A 16362-nucleotide genomic window follows, 5' to 3' on the forward strand; every position below is an offset into this window, starting at 1 on the left:
GCGCTCAGTTGTCGGGGAACGGGACAAGGTCCTCGATCTGCTCCAGGCGCAGGTCACCCCGATAGATCTGATAGCGCTCCGAGGGCGCCAGAACCCGTTGTAACCGCTCGTCGCGGCTCATGGCGTCCGGGAACTTCAAATGCCCTTTGGCAAACCGCCGGGCATTGGCAGTGGCGCTGGTGTAATGAAAATGAGCTTCCCAGAGCTTGGCTCTGGGCTGCAGCCGATAAATGTCATACACATCCAGAAAATCGTTGGCCTTGAGCCTCTTGCGGCTTCTGGTCAGCCTGACCTCGACTTCGCCGGCCTCTATCAGGAAACGCAACGCTTTGCTGTCCGGGTGCTGGGTGTCCAGGTAAGCCGTGGTCAACAAGCGCTTTTTTTCTGCTTGTACCTCGGTTATTGCCTGTTCCAGCCTGGCGGCCAGTGAATGCCCTTGATCCGGGCCGGTACGCAAAGTAGCAGCGATGTCCGCCATGTCCTGAATATAGAAGTCGAGTTGGTCCGCCAGACTGTTGGGACCTTCCAGGTGGCGGGCAGCGTAAGCGACCCTGGCGGTTTTCTGGGCCAGCAGGTCGTTACCGGTGCGGCGAAGGCGAGCGTAGTCCGTTACCGTCGCAACTTGCGCCACGGCCTCCCAGTGATCTGCTTGTTGCTGATAGCGCGCAACGGTGTGTTCGGTCAGCGGGTCGATCTGCACGGCTTCGCTGTTTTCATCAGCCTGCTCGACAACCAGGGATCTGCCCCGGTTGGTGCGGATCACCTTGCGTCTGACGGGGCGCACCCTGTGCGTCACAGGCTTTTCGGGCACTGCAGCCTGCGTGTCGGCCGCAGCAGAGATCACGCCCAGGTCATTCTCGGTCAGGTTTATCAGTGCTTGCAGTTCAGCGATGTATTCATTGAGCTTGCCGCTGTCCACTGCCGGCAGGTTGCGCGAAAGCAGATACTCGGCATTGCCCAGTGACAGCTTGTATTCGCTCAGTGCGCTCTCCAGCGGCTCTTTCTGCTCCTCTGGCTTCAGGCCGGCTGCAGCCAGGCTGTCATGGCTCAGCAGCGCTTCATGCAGATGTTTGCTGCGCAGGGTTTTCTGTGAGAGCAGGGTGCTTTCGAAGTTCTCAGCGGTTAGCCGGTCTCTGTTCACGACCAACTGATACAGGTCGCTGAGGATCTGGGCTCGGACAATCAGCGTCGAATAGCGCCGGTTGTTGATAATGGCATCAAGCTTCTTGCGCTTGCCAGAGAACTGGATCTGCCCATCTGTCAGCGCTTCGCTGAGGTTTTGGTCGAGGCGTTGGCTGACGTTGAAGAGGCGTCTATGGGTTGCCAGTGCTGCCTCGACGTTCTTGCTGTAATCCAGGTACAGCTGGGCCTGCTCGTGGCCAAAAGGCAGCTGTACGAGCCGGCGCGATTGGTCTTTGAGTGCCCCATAGTCATTCATTTCGAGCAGGCGTCGGAACTGCTGCACGTCGGCGGCGAGCAACTGCTCCCACCACTGCCCACGGGCATAGGAGGCAGTTGCGTTTGGGTCGAGCCTGGCGTATTTCGGGTCACTCATGCTGGCGAAAAGCTGCGCTTGATCCCTTATCAGAGTGGCCTGTTTTTCGTAGGTAAGGGCCAGCACATCAAAGATCGCACGCGCCTCGTTGCGCAGTGCCTGTAGTGCCTGTCGTCGTATCTGCAGTTCCTCTGGCAGGTCGCCAAGGTCTACGCCGGGGTTGGCATCCAGGGATTGCTGGAATGCCAGGTGTGCCTCGTCATACGGTTTTACCCGTTCCAGATAGCCATTGAGGAACGTTTCCATGCTGGTGAGTTTTTTGTCATTTGCCGCGCGGCTTTCCAGCATTCTCGTGAAAGCTTGTTTCTTCTCATCAATCAGCACCTTGGTCGCTTTCGGCATCCCGCCCGGCAGGTGCAGGTCGAGCATCCATTCGCCGTTCCAGCGCGTCAGCCAAGGTCCACGGGCGCGTTCGCGGCCGACAATGTAGTAACCGTCAGGTTCTGCGCCCCACGTCTGTGACCATTCACTCTGGCTGACTTCCGGTCCGATGATGCGCATGCCGCTATAGGTCTCTTCGACCTCATAGGCAACATCCTGCAGTTTCACATAGTAGCGGTCGTCAACCTTGTACAGGCCTCGCATTCGGCCGTTGGCCACTGCATTTTGCCCGTTGAGGTTGGCCTTGGCGCGTAAGGTGTTGAGCGCCACACGGGCTTCACGCGGCAGGTTGCCGAGCCGCTGGTCGCGGCCCCATTGGCTGACGTTGAGCGCAGCAGGCCCGGGTTGCTCGGTGACAGGGACCCAGGCTGATTTCTCGGGCGGCTGCGTTACAGTTGGGCTGGAAACTCTGCGCGGTCCGGGCTGAATGGGCAGTTCCATCTCGGGGCTGGCGGTAGCGGGCCCATGGGCTAGCAACATGGCCAGGTTCAGCAGGAGGTCGGCACCGGCGAGCCACTTTTCGTCGTTGCTGCCTTGGGTCAATGTGACCAGGTCGTCCTTGATACTGAGCAAGGCTGTGACCAGCCAGGCCAGCAAACCTGCAGGCCCTCGCAGCAAGGGCGCCGCCGTATTGAACGCCAGCCATGCGAACTGCCTGACCAACGCCCAGCGTTGCTGGGCGTTGGAGATGCTCTGCCATGAGGCCAGCAACACGAGCATGTCAGCCCTGGCTTCATACATCGAATTGTCCAGGTTGCCCGACCATGGAGTGAAGGCCAAGGTGACAGGCGCCCTCAAGCGCTCGATCGTGTCAGCGGTCATTGCCGATCCTGGCCCCACCAGATGCGCCAGTTCATTGAGACCGGCATGCAGATGCGGATGGGTAAAACCATGATTGGCATAAATAGGGCGGGCGTCGTCATCCAGCCAGGTGAGGATGTCCTGCTGCAGGGCTTGTTCGGTCCGGATGGCGGTCATCAATTGATTGCGGCTGTCGAACTGTCTGATGGCCTGCGTGGCATACATAGGCCGGTAGAGTATCCAGGCCCCGGTGGCGGACACCTCGATGACGAACATGGCATGCACCCGGTTTGCCTTTGGGCCACCCGGCACGCTGCTGAACGACAGAGGCCCCATCTTCAGCGATGTGCCCGAGTGGGCTTCACGGTGGCAAAAATCTGCGACGACCTGCCAGTTGCGTTCGCTCAGCTGCCCCGCGATCTTGGCGTGTAATGCGCTCAGCAGTAAGGCATTGCGCCATTCTTCGGCAAAGCGCTGGCGCCGTTTGTCGATGTCAGTGCTCGTCTGCAACTGGTCGTGGACAAACTGCGGATACTGGCCACCGACATCCACGTCAACGATCAGTGCGTTGACATAGTCAAGGTCCATCCAGCTGCTTGTTGGCTGTTGCCCGGCCAATAGAATAGCCGAGGCCACCTGGTCGCTACCCAATTGCAGGCGTGAGATGGCCAGCTCGGTCAGGCTGATGGTTTTCAGGTACTCAAGCTTTGCGGGCCCCACGGAGGACATCTGTACAACTTGTGAAATTGTGATCAGCACCTGGTCTGGGTTGCACGGTTGCTGGTTCGGGTGGTCATCGCGCATTTGCTCACGCAGGCGACGAACCGTGTATTGCTGCAGGGTTTCGATCCCGTCTAGGGAGGTTTCACCATGCGCCAGCATTTGCCCTGCCGACAGCTTCAGCAGTGCCGTGTGGTACTGAAAACGGTCAGTCACGGTGGCGCTCTCGAGCCAGTCAGGCAGCGGGATCGCGGGTGTCGATTGCACGAGGTGGAAGCACGCCGGGAATATCGATGAGGGGTCACTCAGCGTGTTGAAGAGCGCTTCCAGATCGGCAACGTGTTCGATGGCGCCAAGCTGCACCCGGTCAATTTTTTGCAGCAGGCCGTTGAGCAATTGCCGAGCCTGATAGCTGAACGGGTCTTCGGTCAATGCCGTGCAGGCCCAGGACATCGTGTCGAACGTATGATGCTCTGAAAGCTCGTCGCGCAGGGCGGTGGTGAACGCAGTGATCCCGTTGAAGCCGCGCACGGTGCCTGAGGGCTTGCACCACAAGACCAGGTCGCGCGCATTTTGATTGCCGGTGATGAGCAGGTCCGGTATTACCTCGTGAACCGTGCTGCCTGGGCTGGCGAGTGAAACCTGCAACCCCTGCACGTTTGCCTCTGTGCCGGCTTGAGCGAGAATGGCGTACAGCAGGGCCTTCTGATCGCTGTCCAGGCCCTGGCGTTCAAGGGTGCCGAGCAGTGCGGCCTTGAGAACCTGCTGCATCCAACGCAGGCGGGTTACATCTGAATCACCGTCGCGGCTGTTCCAGAAACTGACCTGCGCCTGTTGAAAGGTCTCGGAAAGGGTTGCAAGCACATCGTCGTAGTCAGTGTTCAGGTCGGCCATGCGGATATCGATGGCCGGCGCAACATGCTGGGGACGAAAGATGGCGGGTGGGTTCAGGCTGAGTTGGTCCGTGGGCTTGAGCGCCATGGGTTGGCCGCTGAGGAAATGTTCGAGCAATGTATCCACCAGGTTGCCTGGCGGTGTCGGTGGTCCTTCATCCAGATCATGCAGGATGCTGAAACCGGTCAGGGATTGCAGCTGCGGGTGGTTCTTGCGGGTCCATGGGTAGCGTGCTGCGAGTGCGTCGAAACCAGCGCTGGCCACGACTTCGCGCAGGCCGGGGCGGCTGGCGAACTGCGTCGCTACCAGATGCTTGAAGGACACAGATGGCGAGGGCAGTGATTGGGGCATGGCATCAGGCTCCGGTCAAAGGGGAGCCGAATGCTGAAGCGTTAACCTGAAGCCGCTGCGGTAGATAAGTCAGCGCGGCCATCTTAGGGTGAAGATTCTAATTCCAGGCCCTACCTTATGCTCAAGCCCAACCTCCATGGGCGGTTCCTCCTCCACTCATGAGCATGAGGTACAGAGCATGGCCAAAGCGACTGTGAAGAAAAAGGACGATGCCCCGGGCACGCTGGGCGAGGTGCGCGGCTACGCGCGCAAGATCTGGCTGGCTGGCATCGGCGCTTATGCGCGGGTGGGCCAGGAAGGCTCCGACTACTTTCAGGAGCTGGTCAAGGCCGGCGAAGGCGTCGAGAAGCGTGGCAAGAAACGCATCGACAAAGAGCTCGATGCTGCCAACAACCAGATCGACGAAGCGGCTGAAGAAGTCAGTCGCGTACGCGGCAAGGTAGAAATTCAACTCGACAAGATCGAAAAAGCTTTCGACGCACGGGTAGGGCGCGCCTTGAATCGCCTGGGCATTCCGTCTAAACATGACGTTGAGGCGCTGTCGATCAAGCTTGAACAGTTGCACGAGCTGCTTGAGCGCGTCGCGCACAAACCATAAGGAGAGCAGGATGGCTGGCAAGAAGAACACCGAAAAAGAAGGCAGCTCCTGGGTCGGCGGGATCGAGAAATACTCCCGCAAGATCTGGCTGGCGGGGCTGGGTATCTATTCGAAGATCGACCAGGACGGCCCGAAGCTGTTCGACTCGCTGGTGAAGGATGGCGAGAAGGCCGAGAAGCAGGCGAAGAAAACCGCTGAAGACGTGGCCGAAACCGCCAAGTCCTCCACCACTTCGCGCGTGTCTGGCGTGAAGGACCGTGCATTGGGCAAATGGAGCGAACTCGAAGAGGCTTTTGACAAGCGCCTGAACAGCGCCATCTCGCGCCTGGGTGTGCCGAGCCGCAACGAGATCAAGGCCCTGCACCAGCAGGTGGACAGCTTGACCAAGCAGATCGAGAAGCTGACCGGTGCTTCGGTTACGCCGATTTCGTCGCGCACCGCTGCCGCCAAGCCGGCTGCGAGCAAGGCGGCGGCCAAGCCACTGGGCAAAGCGGCAGCTAAACCTGCGGCGAAAACGGCGGCGGCCAAACCGGCAGCTAAAACCGCAGCGGCAAAACCGGCTGCCAAGCCTGCGGCCAAGGTGGCGGCGGCCAAGCCAGCCGCCAAACCGGCAGCGGCCAAGCCTGCTGCGGCGAAGAAGCCTGCGGTGAAAAAAGCCCCGGCCAAACCGGCAGCCGCCAAGCCAGCAGCCCCAACGGCCAGCGCCGCCCCGGCCGCTACCGCAGCACCGGCACCTGTTGCAGCCCCGGCCAGCAGCACGCCGTCGGCACCAACGGGCACCGGTACCCTGATCTGATACCGCGTCGCCTGCTTCGCGGGCTTGCCCGCTCCCACAGGTTTATCGCAGAACCCTTGGTTTGTGCGATCCCTGTGAGAGCGGGCGAGCCCGCGAAGGGCTGCAAAGCAGCCCCAGTCAAACTGGAGTACTCACTTGGCTGGCATCATTGTTACCCCTCCAGATACCGCACCGCCAACTGCTCCGCTGCCGCTCGCGCCTGTGCCTGTAAATGCGGCGCAACCAGCATCATCACCTGATACACCACAATCCCCACATCCCCTTCGCGCCCCAGCACCCGCTGGTAATCCAGCGAGAACATCAGCGTCAGGGTGATCTGCTCCACCAACTGCCCCAACGCCTGGGTCTCACTCTCCACCAGCCCCTGGCCCTTGAGGCTGGCCAGCAACGCCGCCAGCGTACGCTTGAGCGCGTTGATCAGGCTGCGCATGCCACGCGCCAGCTTGGGCAGGCGCCCGGTCAGGTTGGACAGGTCCTGAAACAGGAAGCGGTACTGGGCCATGTGCTCGACGATCAGGTGCAGGAACAGCCAGTAATCCTCGGCATCCAGGCGCACCTCCAGCGGCGGGTCGAGCAGGGGCATCAGCGCTTCTTCGAAGCGCTCGAACAGGCCCAGCACCAACGGCTCCTTGCCGTGGAAGTGGTAGTACAGGTTGCCGGGGCTAATGCCCAGCTCGTTGGCAATCTCCAACGTGGAAACGTTCGGTTCGCCCTGCTGGTTGAACAGTTGCAGGGCGCATTCGAGGATACGGTCGCGGGTCTTCATCCAGTCGTCAGGCTCATCGGGTCAGGACATAGGTGCCTGGCGCCGGGCCGAGCGGTGGATACGTGCTGTTGCCCAGTTCGGTACGGGGCGCCTTGAGCGGGCCGGAACGTGGCGTGATCCATTCCAGCCACAACGGCCACCAGCTGCCGTCGCTGCGTTTGGCTTCATAGAACCAGGCGCGCGGGTCGCCCGTAAGCTTGGGGTTTTCCAGGTAGTAAGCCTTGGGGTTGCCCGGCGGGTTGATGATGCTCTGGATGTGCCCGCTATTGGCCAGCACGAAGCGCCGGTCGCCACCGAGAAGCAAGGCCGAGCGATACACGGCATCCCACGGGGTGATGTGATCGTTGCTGCCGGCTACGGTGAAACTGTCCAGATCGACCTGCTTGAGGTCGATGGGCGTGCCGCACACTTCAAGCCCTGCGGGGTGGGTCAGCGGGTTGTGCTTGAAGAAGTCCAGCAAGTCGCCGTGCAGGGCTGCCGGCAGGCGTGTGTTGTCGGCGTTCCAGTAAAGGATGTCGAACGCTGGCGGCGTCTTGCCCAGCAGGTAGTTGTTGACCCAGTAATTCCAGATCAGGTCGTTGGGGCGCATCCAGGCGAAAATTCTGGCCACCTCGCCGCCGTCCAGCACCCCCCGTTGATACGAGCGACGCTTGGCGGCCTCGACGGTCTGCTCGTCGGCGAACAGGCTGGCCGGGCTGTCGAACTTGCTGTCCAGCAGGCTGACAAGGTACGTGGCGCTACGCACCCTGCGCAGTTGGCGCTTGGCCTGCAGATGCCCCTGCAGCGCGGCCATGGTCAGCCCGCCGGCGCAGGCGCCCATCAGGTTGGGGTCGCGGTTGCCACTGATGCTGCGGCAGGCGTTGAGCGCTTCTTCCAAGGCCTGCACATACGAGGACAGCCCCCACTCGCGGTGACGAGGGTCGGGGTTGCGCCAACTGACCATGAACACCTGCAGGCCGTTCTTGAGCATGTACTGGACGAAGCTGTTGTGTGCCTGCAAGTCGAAGATATAGAACTTGTTGATCTGCGGCGGCACCACCAGCAAGGGCCTGGCGTGCTGTTTTTCACTCATCGGCTTGTACTGGATCAGTTCCAGCAGCTCGTTGCGAAACACCACTGCGCCGGGCGTAGCAGCGACGTTGCCACCGACCTCGAAAGCGCGTTCGTCCACCTGGCGCGGCAGGCCGTCGTTATGGCGCAGGTCGTCGAGCAGGTGGGCCACGCCACGCACCAGGCTTTGCCCGCCGGTATTGAGCAGTTCCTTTACTGCCAGCGGGTTGAGCAGCGAGTTGCTAGGCGCCAGGGCGTCATTGATCAAGCCAAACAGAAAGTGCGCGCGGGCCCGGTCATCGTCGTCCAGGTGGCTTTCGTCGATCCATTGGCGGGTCTGCTTCTGCCAGGCCAGGTAGGCCTGCAGGCCACGGCGGTAAAACGGGTTCTGGCTCCAGGTCGGGTCGCTGAAGCGGGCGTCGCGGGGGTTGGGCTGGTAGGGCGAGTCGCCCAGCATCACGCGGCCCAGCTGGCCGCCGAGTGCCAGCAGGTGCCGCGCCGTATGCAGCGGGTTGGTCAAGCCGTGGCGGCCCACCCTGCGCAGGGTCGACACCAGGTCACGCCCGCGCAGGCCGAGTATGGCGTTCTGTACGTTCATGCTGGTGGCGGGGAGCGTTTTCGTTCCTTTGGCCGGTTTGTCTGTCATGGCAACACTCCCTCGTCTTACCCGTTTTCCGGGCAGCGACAATCAACCGCCGGAGGCGGGGCGCGGGTGCATGACCGCGCGCTGACGTTCTTCCTGGAGAAACTTCATGATGATCGGTGCGACGGCCTCGGCCCGGGTAATCAGGAACAGGTGACCATCGTCGATTATGTGTAGCTGGGCGTTGGGAATCCGCCAGGCCAGCAGGCGCATGTTGATCAGCGGAATAAGCGGGTCGTCATCACCGGCCAGCACCAAGGTCGGCTGGTGGATCTTGTGCAGCCAGTGGATGCTCGTCCAGCCCAGGCCTGCGAACAGTTGCCAGTAATAACCCATCTTGCCGCCAGAGCGGACCTTGGACGCATGGTGCATGGCCAGGTCCGGGTCGCGACGGAAAGCGCCGCCATAGATCATCGGCGCGATGCGGATGACATGGGAGGGCTGCACGTAGCGCCTGGGGCTGGCCATCATCCACAACACTTTGGGCTTGCCCGGCACCATGACTGAGCCGGCGGCAGTGGCGGCCAGCACCAGCTTCTTGCAGCGCTCCGGGTAGTCATGGGCGAACTGCTGGGCCAAGGCGCCGCCCCAGGACACGCCGATGGCGCTGACCTGGCCGTAGTCCAGGTAATCGAGCATGCGCGCGGTCAGCTTGGCCAGCCCCGGAAAGCGATAGGGATGACGCGGTGTGGACGAACCGCCCACCCCGGGCACATCGAAGGCGATGACCTCAAGGTCCGGGTCCAGTGCTTCGATGAACGGGAACACCAGCTCCAGGTTGGCGCCGATGCCGTTGAAAATCAGCAACGGTGTCAGGTGCGGCTTGCCCGGGCGGACGGCAGTGCGAATGGATTGATCGTCCAGTTCGACGGTCCTGAAGATGTAGGGTTCCGGCATGCGTTCGACTCTTCGGTGAAAAAAGCACCGTGGCGCGCCCGTGGCGGCCACGGCAAGGCCACTCAACGCTCGTGAACGTAGGTACCCGGTGAGGCTTCGCCAGCGGCATAGGCGCGGTTGCCCAGGCGGGTCGGCGCCTTTTTGAGCTCCCCGGCACGTTCGCTCAGCCAGCTTTGCCAGTGCAGCCACCAGGAGTCGGCATGCTTGGTGGCGTTTTCCTGCCAGGCCACCGGGTCACCCGGGCGATCGGCACCGGTCATGAAGCGTGCCTTGGGGTTGCCTGGCGGGTTGAGGATGCTCTGGATATGGCCACTGTTGGACAGCACGAACTCGATCTTGCCACCGAACAGGTGCGCTGAGCGGTAGCACGACTGCCACGGGGTGATGTGGTCGGCGGTGCCGGCAACGCTGAAGATGTCGCACTGCACTTTCTTCAGGTCGATCGGGGTGCCGCACACTTCAAGGGCGTCCGGGCGGGTCAGCGGGTTGCTCTTGAACATTTCGATCAGGTCGCCGTGGAAGGCGGCCGGCAGGCGCGTGGTGTCGTTGTTCCAGAACAGGATGTCGAACACGGGCGGCTCGTTGCCGAGCAGGTAGTTGTTGACCCAGTAGTTCCAGATCAGGTCGTTGGGGCGCATCCAGGCGAACACCTTGGCCATGTCGCTGCCTTCCAGTACGCCGGCCTGATAGGAGTGGCGCTTGGCAGACTCCAGGGTCTGCTCGTCGACGAACAGTGCAACCTGGGTATCCATGGTGGTGTCCAGCACGCTGACCAGCAGGGTCAGGGCGTTGACCTTGTTCTCACCGAGGGCGGCATAGTGGCCTACCAGTGCGGTGCAGGTGATGCCGCCGGAGCAGGCACCGAGCATGTTCAGGTCCTTGCTGCCGGTAATGGCCAGCACGGCATCGACCGCTTCCTTGAGCGCATCGATGTAAGTGGACAGGCCCCACTCGCGCTGGGCCTTGGTCGGGTTGCGCCAGCTGATGATGAAGGTTTGCTGCTGCGAGCGCAGGCAGTAGCGCGCCAGGCTCTTCTCCGGGCTCAGGTCGAACACGTAGAACTTGTTGATCTGCGGTGGTACCACCAGCAGCGGGCGGGCATGCACCTGTTCGGTGATGGGGCTGTACTGGATCAGCTCCAGTACATCGTTGCGGTACACCACGGCACCTTCACTGGTGCCCAGGTTCTTGCCCACTTCGAAGGCGTCCATGTTCACCTGGCTGGGCATGCCGCCGTTGTTGACCATGTCCTTGGCCAGGTTGGACAGGCCGTCGAGCAGGCTCTTGCCACCGGTTTCGAAGAAGCGTTTGACCGCTGCCGGGTTGGACAGGGTGTTGGTCGGTGCCATGGCTTCGGTCATCAGGTTGATGACGAACTGGCCGCGGCTGATGTCTTGCGGTGACAGGTCGCTGCTGCCAATCCAGTCCTGCAGCTCCTTGCGCCAGGCCAGGTAGGTTTGCAGGTAGCGGCGGTACAGCGGGTTGTTGCTCCAGGCCGGGTCATTGAAGCGACGGTCGTCGCTTTCCGGGGCCAGGCTGGATTTACCCAGCAGCACGTTCTTCAGCTCCAGGCCAAAGTGGGCCACATGCTTGGCGCTGTGCAGCGGTTGGCGCACGGCCTGGCGCAGCACGGTACGTGCCGAGCTCAACAGGTCCTTGCGGCGAATGCCGATGACCGGGTTCAGCCCCAAGGTATTGTCCGAGGCCTGCCGCTGCAGCTCATCGTTGTTCTTGTTACTCATCTACGACGCTCCGTTGTCCTGAGACGAGTACCGGTTGCTGTGGCAGGAGCACAGCCCTGAGCCCGGTACTGCTACTCGGGTGACCAGTGATAAGGAACAGCGGTGCTGCGGGGGTTCTGACTGCCTGCAAAATGATGCAGGGAACTTGCCATACCCATTGGTTACCCGACTTTCATGTAATGCGCAAGACAGCCCTTCACTGGGCTGTCTGCAAGTCATTCAAACAGATGAATTTAGAAAATGCGCTCTAAACCCTGCAGCCCTTGCGCTAGAGCATGAGTTTCACCACCGATTCGGCCGGGTCGCGGGATTTCCCGGCCTTGTGCAGTTCGTCGAGGTACTCGGCCCACAACTGTTCCTGGCGCAGGCACAGCTGTTCGAGGTACTCCCAGGTGAACAGGCCGCTGTCATGGCCGTCGTCGAAGGTCAGTTTCAGTGCATATTGGCCGGCAGGTTCCAGGCCGACGAGGCCGACGTTGATCTTGCCAAATTGCAGGATGGGGTTGCCGTGGCCCTGGACCTCGGCAGAGGGGGAATGCACGCGCAGAAATTCGGCAGGCAGGTTGTAGGCCTCGCCGGGGGCGTAGGTGAGGGTGAGGGTTTTCGAGGCTTTGTGCAGGTTGATGGCGGTAGGTAGACGGGCCATGGGGGAATCTCTCGGGAGCTGATGAAGTACAGCTTCTGGAGATTTGGAGGAATGTGCAAGGGGCCGCAAAGCGGCCCCGTGCGGACTTACAGGATGTAACGCGACAGGTCTTCGTTCTGCGCCAGCTCACCCAGGTGGCTGTTCACATACGCAGCGTCGATCTGGATCGGCGTTTCGTCGTGGGCGCTCGCCAGATCGCCAGCACTGAACGACACCTCTTCGAGCAGGCGTTCAAGCAGGGTGTGCAGGCGGCGGGCACCGATGTTCTCGGTCTTCTCGTTCACCTGGTAGGCAATCTCGGCCAGGCGCTTGATGCCGTCAGCCTGGAACGCGATGTTCAGGCCTTCGGTTTTCAACAGGGCCTGGTACTGCTCGGTCAGCGAGGCATGCGGCTCTTGCAGGATGCGTTCGAAGTCTTCCGGGGTCAGTGCCTTCAGTTCCACGCGAATCGGCAGACGGCCTTGCAGCTCGGGCACCAGGTCGCTTGGCTTGCTCAAGTGGAACGCACCCGAAGCAATGAACAGAATGTGGTCGGTCTTGACCATGCCCAGCTTGGTGTTGACGGTGCAGCCTTCGATCAGCGGCAGCAGGTCGCGCTGCACGCCTTCACGGGACACGTCAGCGCCGCCCACGTTGCCGCGCTTGGCAACCTTGTCGATTTCGTCGATGAACACGATGCCATGCTGCTCGACCGCTTCCAGGGCCTTGGCCTTGAGCTCTTCCTCGTTGACCAGGCGGCTCGCTTCTTCATCGCGCACCATCTTCAGCGCTTCTTTCACCTTCAGCTTGCGCGCCTTGCGCTTGCCTTTGCCCATGTTGGCAAACAGGCTTTGCAGCTGGTTGGTCATTTCTTCCATGCCGGGTGGCGCGGCAATTTCGACGCCCACGGCATCGGCCACTTCGATTTCGATTTCCTTGTCGTCCAGCTGGCCTTCACGCAGGCGCTTGCGGAACAGCTGGCGGGTGTTGGAGTCGGTGCTGGTCTGTGCGGCTTCCTCGGCGAAGCTGCTCACCCGTGCCTGCGGCAGCAGGGCATCGAGGATGCGGTCTTCGGCGGCATCTTCGGCGCGGTGGCGCACGCGGATGATCTCCTGCTCGCGCAGCATCTTCAGCGCGGCATCGGCCAGGTCACGGATGATCGACTCGACGTCACGGCCCACGTAGCCCACTTCGGTGAACTTGGTCGCTTCCACCTTGAGGAAGGGCGCGTTGGCCAGCTTGGCCAGGCGACGGGCGATTTCGGTTTTGCCGACGCCGGTGGGGCCGATCATCAGGATGTTCTTCGGGGTCACTTCGGCACGCAGCTCGGCAGGCAGCTGCATCCGGCGCCAGCGGTTGCGCAGGGCAATGGCCACGGCGCGTTTGGCGTCGTCCTGGCCGATGATGTGGCGGTTGAGTTCGTGGACGATCTCGCGGGGGGTCATGGACATGGTCAATACGGTCCTTGGGCAGATGAATCAGCGTGGAAAAGCCCCGTCACCGGGAAGGGGCGCCAGAACAGCTGAGTCAGTCGGCCAGGTCCTGCTCCTCGATGGTCAGGTTGTGGTTGGTGAACACGCAGATGTCACCGGCGATGTTCAGGGCGGTTTCGGCGATTTCACGGGCCGAGAGGTCGGTCTTGTTCAGCAGGGCGCGGGCTGCGGCCTGGGCGTAGGCGCCACCGGAACCCATGGCGATCAGGCCGTCTTCGGGTTCGACCACGTCGCCGTTGCCGGTGATGATCAGGGAAGCGTCCTTGTTGGCCACGGCCAGCATGGCTTCCAGGCGGCTCAGGGAACGGTCGGTACGCCATTCCTTGGCCAGCTCGACGGCGGCACGTACCAGGTGGCCCTGGTGTTTTTCCAGCTGGCCTTCAAAGCGTTCGAACAGGGTGAAGGCGTCGGCGGTGGCACCGGCGAAGCCCGCAATGACCTGGCCGTGGTACAGGCGGCGCACCTTCTTGGCGTTGCCTTTCATCACGGTGTTGCCGAGGGATACCTGGCCGTCGCCACCCATGACGACTTTGCCGTTACGGCGGACAGAAACGATGGTGGTCAAGGGGAGAGTCTCCACGCAGCGGGGCGAAAGTGCCTGATGCAGACTCATATGGGGGTGGGGGGAAGGATTTCAACCGTGGGGGATGAATGGTCGCGCTTGGCAGGATGAACAGCGTTGGGGCATTCGCGGGCACGTCCGCTCCCACAGGATCACCATATGCCTTGGGATAGTGGTGATCCTGTGGGAGCGGGCGTGCTTGCGAAAAGTGTTACTCAGGCCTCGTGGCAAACGTGCCCATCGACCAAGGTATAACGCACTGCACCCGGCAGGCAGTGGCCGATGAACGGGCAGTTCTCGCCGCGCGAGAACCATTGCTCGCCGGCAACGGTGGAGGCTTGCGGGTCGAACAGCACCAGGTCGGCTGCGCCACCCACCTTCAGCTCACCAGCCGGCAGGCGCAGGGCAGCAGCCGGGCCGCTGCTCAGCCGGGCCAGCAGGGTCGGCAGGTCGAGCAGGCCGTCCTGCACCAGCGTCATGGCCAGTGGCAGCAGCAATTCAACGCTGCTGATGCCCGGCTCGGTGGCGCCGAACGGGGCCAGCTTGGCGTCGCGTTCGTGCGGCTGGTGGTGGCTGGAAATCGCCTGGATCACGCCCGACTTCACCGCCTCCCGCAGGCCGTCGCGGTCAGCAGCGGTGCGCAGTGGCGGCTGCACGTGGTACAGGCTGGAGAACTCGCGCAGCGACTCATCGGTGAGGATCAGTTGGTACAGCGCCACATCGGCGGTTACCGGCAGGCCGAGGGCCTGGGCCTGGGCGATCAACCGTGCGCCACGGGCACTGGTGATCTGGGTGAAGTGCGCACGCACGCCGGTCTGTTCCACCAGCAGCAGGTTGCGCGCCAGGGCCACGGTTTCGGCGGTTTCCGGGATGCCCGGCAGGCCGAGGAAGCTGGCCATGGCCCCTTCATGGGCCAGGCCGCCTTGGGCCAGGTCGCGGTCCTGGGAGTGGAACACCACGGTCAGGTCGAAGGTGGCGGCGTATTCCAGGGCGCGGGCCAGGGTACGGTTGTTGGGGATTTCCTTCAGGCCGTTGCCAAAGGCCACGCAGCCGGTGTCACGCAGGGCTACCAGCTCGGCCAGTTGTTCGCCTTCCAGGCCCTTGGTCAGGGCGCCGATCGGGTAGACCTTGCTGTTGGCGGCTTCGCGGGCGCGGTCGAGGATCAGCTCGGCCACGGCCGAGGTGTCCAGTACCGGCTTGGTTTGCGGCGGGCAGCACAGGCTGGTGACACCACCCGCCACGGCCGCGCGGGTTTCACTGGCGATGTTGCCTTTACGGCTGTAGCCCGGCTCGCGCAGGGACACGCCAAGGTCGACCAGGCCAGGCGCGGCAACCAGGCCATCGGCCTGGATCGTGCGGCTGGCGCTGAAGCCGGCCGGGGCGGTGCCGATGGCGGCAATGCGACCGCCGTCCAGGTGCAGGTCGGTAACCTGGTCCAGGCCTGTCTTGGGGTCGATGACCCGGGCGCCGAGAATACTGAGGGTCACTGGGCGTTCTCCTGGTCGAATTGACGTTGCGCGTTCTGCCCGCTCATGGCCATGGACAGCACGGCCATGCGCACGGCGATGCCGTAGGTGACCTGGTTGAGGATCACCGAGTGCTTGCCGTCGGCCACGGCCGACTCGATTTCCACGCCCCGGTTGATCGGGCCTGGGTGCATGACGATGGCGTCAGGCTTGGCCCCGGCCAGGCGTGCGGTAGTCAGGCCGAACAGGCGGTAGAACTCGCCCTCGCTGGGCAGCAGGCCGCCAGCCATGCGCTCGCGTTGCAGGCGCAGCATGATCACCACATCGACGTCTTTCAGGCCTTCGGCGAGGTCGGTGTACACCTTCACGCCGTACTGCTCGATGCCGATCGGGATCAGGGTTTTCGGGCCGATCACACGGATGTCCGGGCAACCCAGCGCCTTGAGCGCCAGCATGTCGGAGCGGGCCACGCGCGAGTGCAGGATGTCGCCGACGATGGCCACCGACAGGTTCTCGAAGCTGCCCTTGTGGCGGCGGATGGTGAGCATGTCGAGCATGCCCTGGGTCGGGTGCGCATGGCGGCCGTCACCGCCGTTGATCACGGCAACATCCGGGCACACGTGCTCAGCGATGAAGTGTGCGGCGCCTGAGTCGGAGTGGCGCACGACGAACATGTCGGCGGCCATGGCTTCGAGGTTGCGCAGGGTGTCGAACAGGGTCTCGCCCTTGCTGGTCGAGGAGGTCGACACGTTCAGGCTGATCACGTCGGCCGACAGGCGCTGGGCCGCCAGCTCGAAAGTGGTGCGGGTACGGGTGGAGTTCTCGAAGAACACGTTGCACACGGTCTTGCCGCGCAGCAACGGGACTTTTTTCACGGCCCGGGCACCGACTTCCAGGAAGGAGTCGGCGGTGTCGAGGATTTCGGTGAGCAGTTCGCGGGGCAAACCGTCCAGCGAGAGGAAGTGGCGCAGCTGGCCCTGATCATTGAGCTGCAGCGGGCGCTTGGCGTCGAATGGCGTCAT

12 protein-coding genes are annotated in these 16362 nt (G+C 62.5%); 2 read left to right on the forward strand and 10 right to left on the reverse strand.

From position 1 onward, the window contains the following. Nucleotides 1–4: 4 nt before the first annotated feature. A complete protein-coding gene (locus tag FHW75_RS02520) occupies nucleotides 5–4702 on the reverse strand; it encodes a DUF6543 domain-containing protein (RefSeq protein WP_183673090.1) in 4698 nt (1565 codons plus the stop codon). Between the two features lie 178 nt (nucleotides 4703–4880). Between FHW75_RS02520 and FHW75_RS02525 the strand changes: the two genes are divergently transcribed. Together FHW75_RS02525 and FHW75_RS02530 are read left to right on the forward strand one after the other, a co-directional pair. After that, nucleotides 4881–5300: a phasin family protein gene (locus tag FHW75_RS02525; RefSeq protein ID WP_016712427.1), complete on the forward strand. Its 420-nt coding sequence runs from the start codon at nucleotides 4881–4883 to the stop codon at nucleotides 5298–5300. A 10-nt stretch (nucleotides 5301–5310) separates the two neighbouring features. Next, entirely contained in the window at nucleotides 5311–6096 is a 786-nt protein-coding gene (locus tag FHW75_RS02530; protein ID WP_025752344.1) for a phasin family protein, read from the forward strand. 151 nt (nucleotides 6097–6247) lie between these two features. Here the strand turns inward: FHW75_RS02530 and FHW75_RS02535 are convergent, their stop codons facing one another. The 9 genes from FHW75_RS02535 to FHW75_RS02575 all read right to left on the reverse strand — a co-directional run bounded on the left by FHW75_RS02535 (nucleotide 6248) and on the right by FHW75_RS02575 (nucleotide 16362). Continuing rightward, entirely contained in the window at nucleotides 6248–6862 is a 615-nt protein-coding gene (locus tag FHW75_RS02535) for a TetR/AcrR family transcriptional regulator (RefSeq protein ID WP_016712425.1), read from the reverse strand. 13 nt (nucleotides 6863–6875) lie between these two features. Further along, the gene (phaC, locus tag FHW75_RS02540) at nucleotides 6876–8558 is read right to left on the reverse strand and encodes a class II poly(R)-hydroxyalkanoic acid synthase (protein ID WP_025752348.1); all 1683 of its coding nucleotides are present in this window, start codon (nucleotides 8556–8558) and stop codon (nucleotides 6876–6878) included. A 42-nt stretch (nucleotides 8559–8600) separates the two neighbouring features. Further along, nucleotides 8601–9452 carry a poly(3-hydroxyalkanoate) depolymerase gene (gene phaZ / locus FHW75_RS02545; RefSeq protein ID WP_019099360.1) on the reverse strand — a complete coding sequence of 284 codons (852 nt, stop codon included), beginning with the start codon at nucleotides 9450–9452 and terminating at the stop codon, nucleotides 8601–8603. A gap of 62 nt (nucleotides 9453–9514) precedes the next feature. Next, the gene (gene phaC, locus FHW75_RS02550) at nucleotides 9515–11194 is read right to left on the reverse strand and encodes a class II poly(R)-hydroxyalkanoic acid synthase (protein WP_016712422.1); all 1680 of its coding nucleotides are present in this window, start codon (nucleotides 11192–11194) and stop codon (nucleotides 9515–9517) included. Nucleotides 11195–11462: 268 nt separating this feature from the next. Continuing rightward, nucleotides 11463–11840, reverse strand: coding sequence for a gamma-butyrobetaine hydroxylase-like domain-containing protein (locus tag FHW75_RS02555; protein WP_016712421.1), 378 nt, complete (start codon nucleotides 11838–11840; stop codon nucleotides 11463–11465). A gap of 86 nt (nucleotides 11841–11926) precedes the next feature. After that, on the reverse strand, nucleotides 11927–13270 hold the full coding sequence (hslU, locus tag FHW75_RS02560; RefSeq protein WP_016712420.1) for an ATP-dependent protease ATPase subunit HslU: 1344 nt from the start codon (nucleotides 13268–13270) through the stop codon (nucleotides 11927–11929). Between the two features lie 76 nt (nucleotides 13271–13346). Continuing rightward, complete coding sequence (gene hslV, locus FHW75_RS02565) at nucleotides 13347–13877, reverse strand: ATP-dependent protease subunit HslV (RefSeq protein ID WP_003249309.1); 531 nt, start codon at nucleotides 13875–13877, stop codon at nucleotides 13347–13349. A 212-nt stretch (nucleotides 13878–14089) separates the two neighbouring features. Beyond that, a complete protein-coding gene (locus FHW75_RS02570) occupies nucleotides 14090–15361 on the reverse strand; it encodes a dihydroorotase (RefSeq protein WP_027614853.1) in 1272 nt (423 codons plus the stop codon). After that, nucleotides 15358–16362, reverse strand: a complete 1005-nt coding sequence (locus FHW75_RS02575; protein ID WP_011536054.1) for an aspartate carbamoyltransferase catalytic subunit — start codon at nucleotides 16360–16362, stop codon at nucleotides 15358–15360. Before FHW75_RS02575 ends, FHW75_RS02570 begins: the two co-directional genes overlap by 4 nt.

The sequence above is a fragment of the Pseudomonas sp. OG7 genome (assembly GCF_014192825.1).
Taxonomy (GTDB): domain Bacteria; phylum Pseudomonadota; class Gammaproteobacteria; order Pseudomonadales; family Pseudomonadaceae; genus Aquipseudomonas; species Aquipseudomonas monteilii.

What these genes read in the sequence shown, in the direction of transcription:
- FHW75_RS02520 (WP_183673090.1), bottom strand. Translation starts at nt 4,702, where the DNA reads ATGCCCCAATCACTGCCCTCGCCATCTGTGTCCTTCAAGCATCTGGTA.
- FHW75_RS02525 (WP_016712427.1), top strand. Translation starts at nt 4,881, where the DNA reads ATGGCCAAAGCGACTGTGAAGAAAAAGGACGATGCCCCGGGCACGCTG.
- FHW75_RS02530 (WP_025752344.1), top strand. Translation starts at nt 5,311, where the DNA reads ATGGCTGGCAAGAAGAACACCGAAAAAGAAGGCAGCTCCTGGGTCGGC.
- FHW75_RS02535 (WP_016712425.1), bottom strand. Translation starts at nt 6,862, where the DNA reads ATGAAGACCCGCGACCGTATCCTCGAATGCGCCCTGCAACTGTTCAAC.
- phaC (WP_025752348.1), bottom strand. Translation starts at nt 8,558, where the DNA reads ATGACAGACAAACCGGCCAAAGGAACGAAAACGCTCCCCGCCACCAGC.
- phaZ (WP_019099360.1), bottom strand. Translation starts at nt 9,452, where the DNA reads ATGCCGGAACCCTACATCTTCAGGACCGTCGAACTGGACGATCAATCC.
- phaC (WP_016712422.1), bottom strand. Translation starts at nt 11,194, where the DNA reads ATGAGTAACAAGAACAACGATGAGCTGCAGCGGCAGGCCTCGGACAAT.
- FHW75_RS02555 (WP_016712421.1), bottom strand. Translation starts at nt 11,840, where the DNA reads ATGGCCCGTCTACCTACCGCCATCAACCTGCACAAAGCCTCGAAAACC.
- hslU (WP_016712420.1), bottom strand. Translation starts at nt 13,270, where the DNA reads ATGTCCATGACCCCCCGCGAGATCGTCCACGAACTCAACCGCCACATC.
- FHW75_RS02575 (WP_011536054.1), bottom strand. Translation starts at nt 16,362, where the DNA reads ATGACGCCATTCGACGCCAAGCGCCCGCTGCAGCTCAATGATCAGGGC.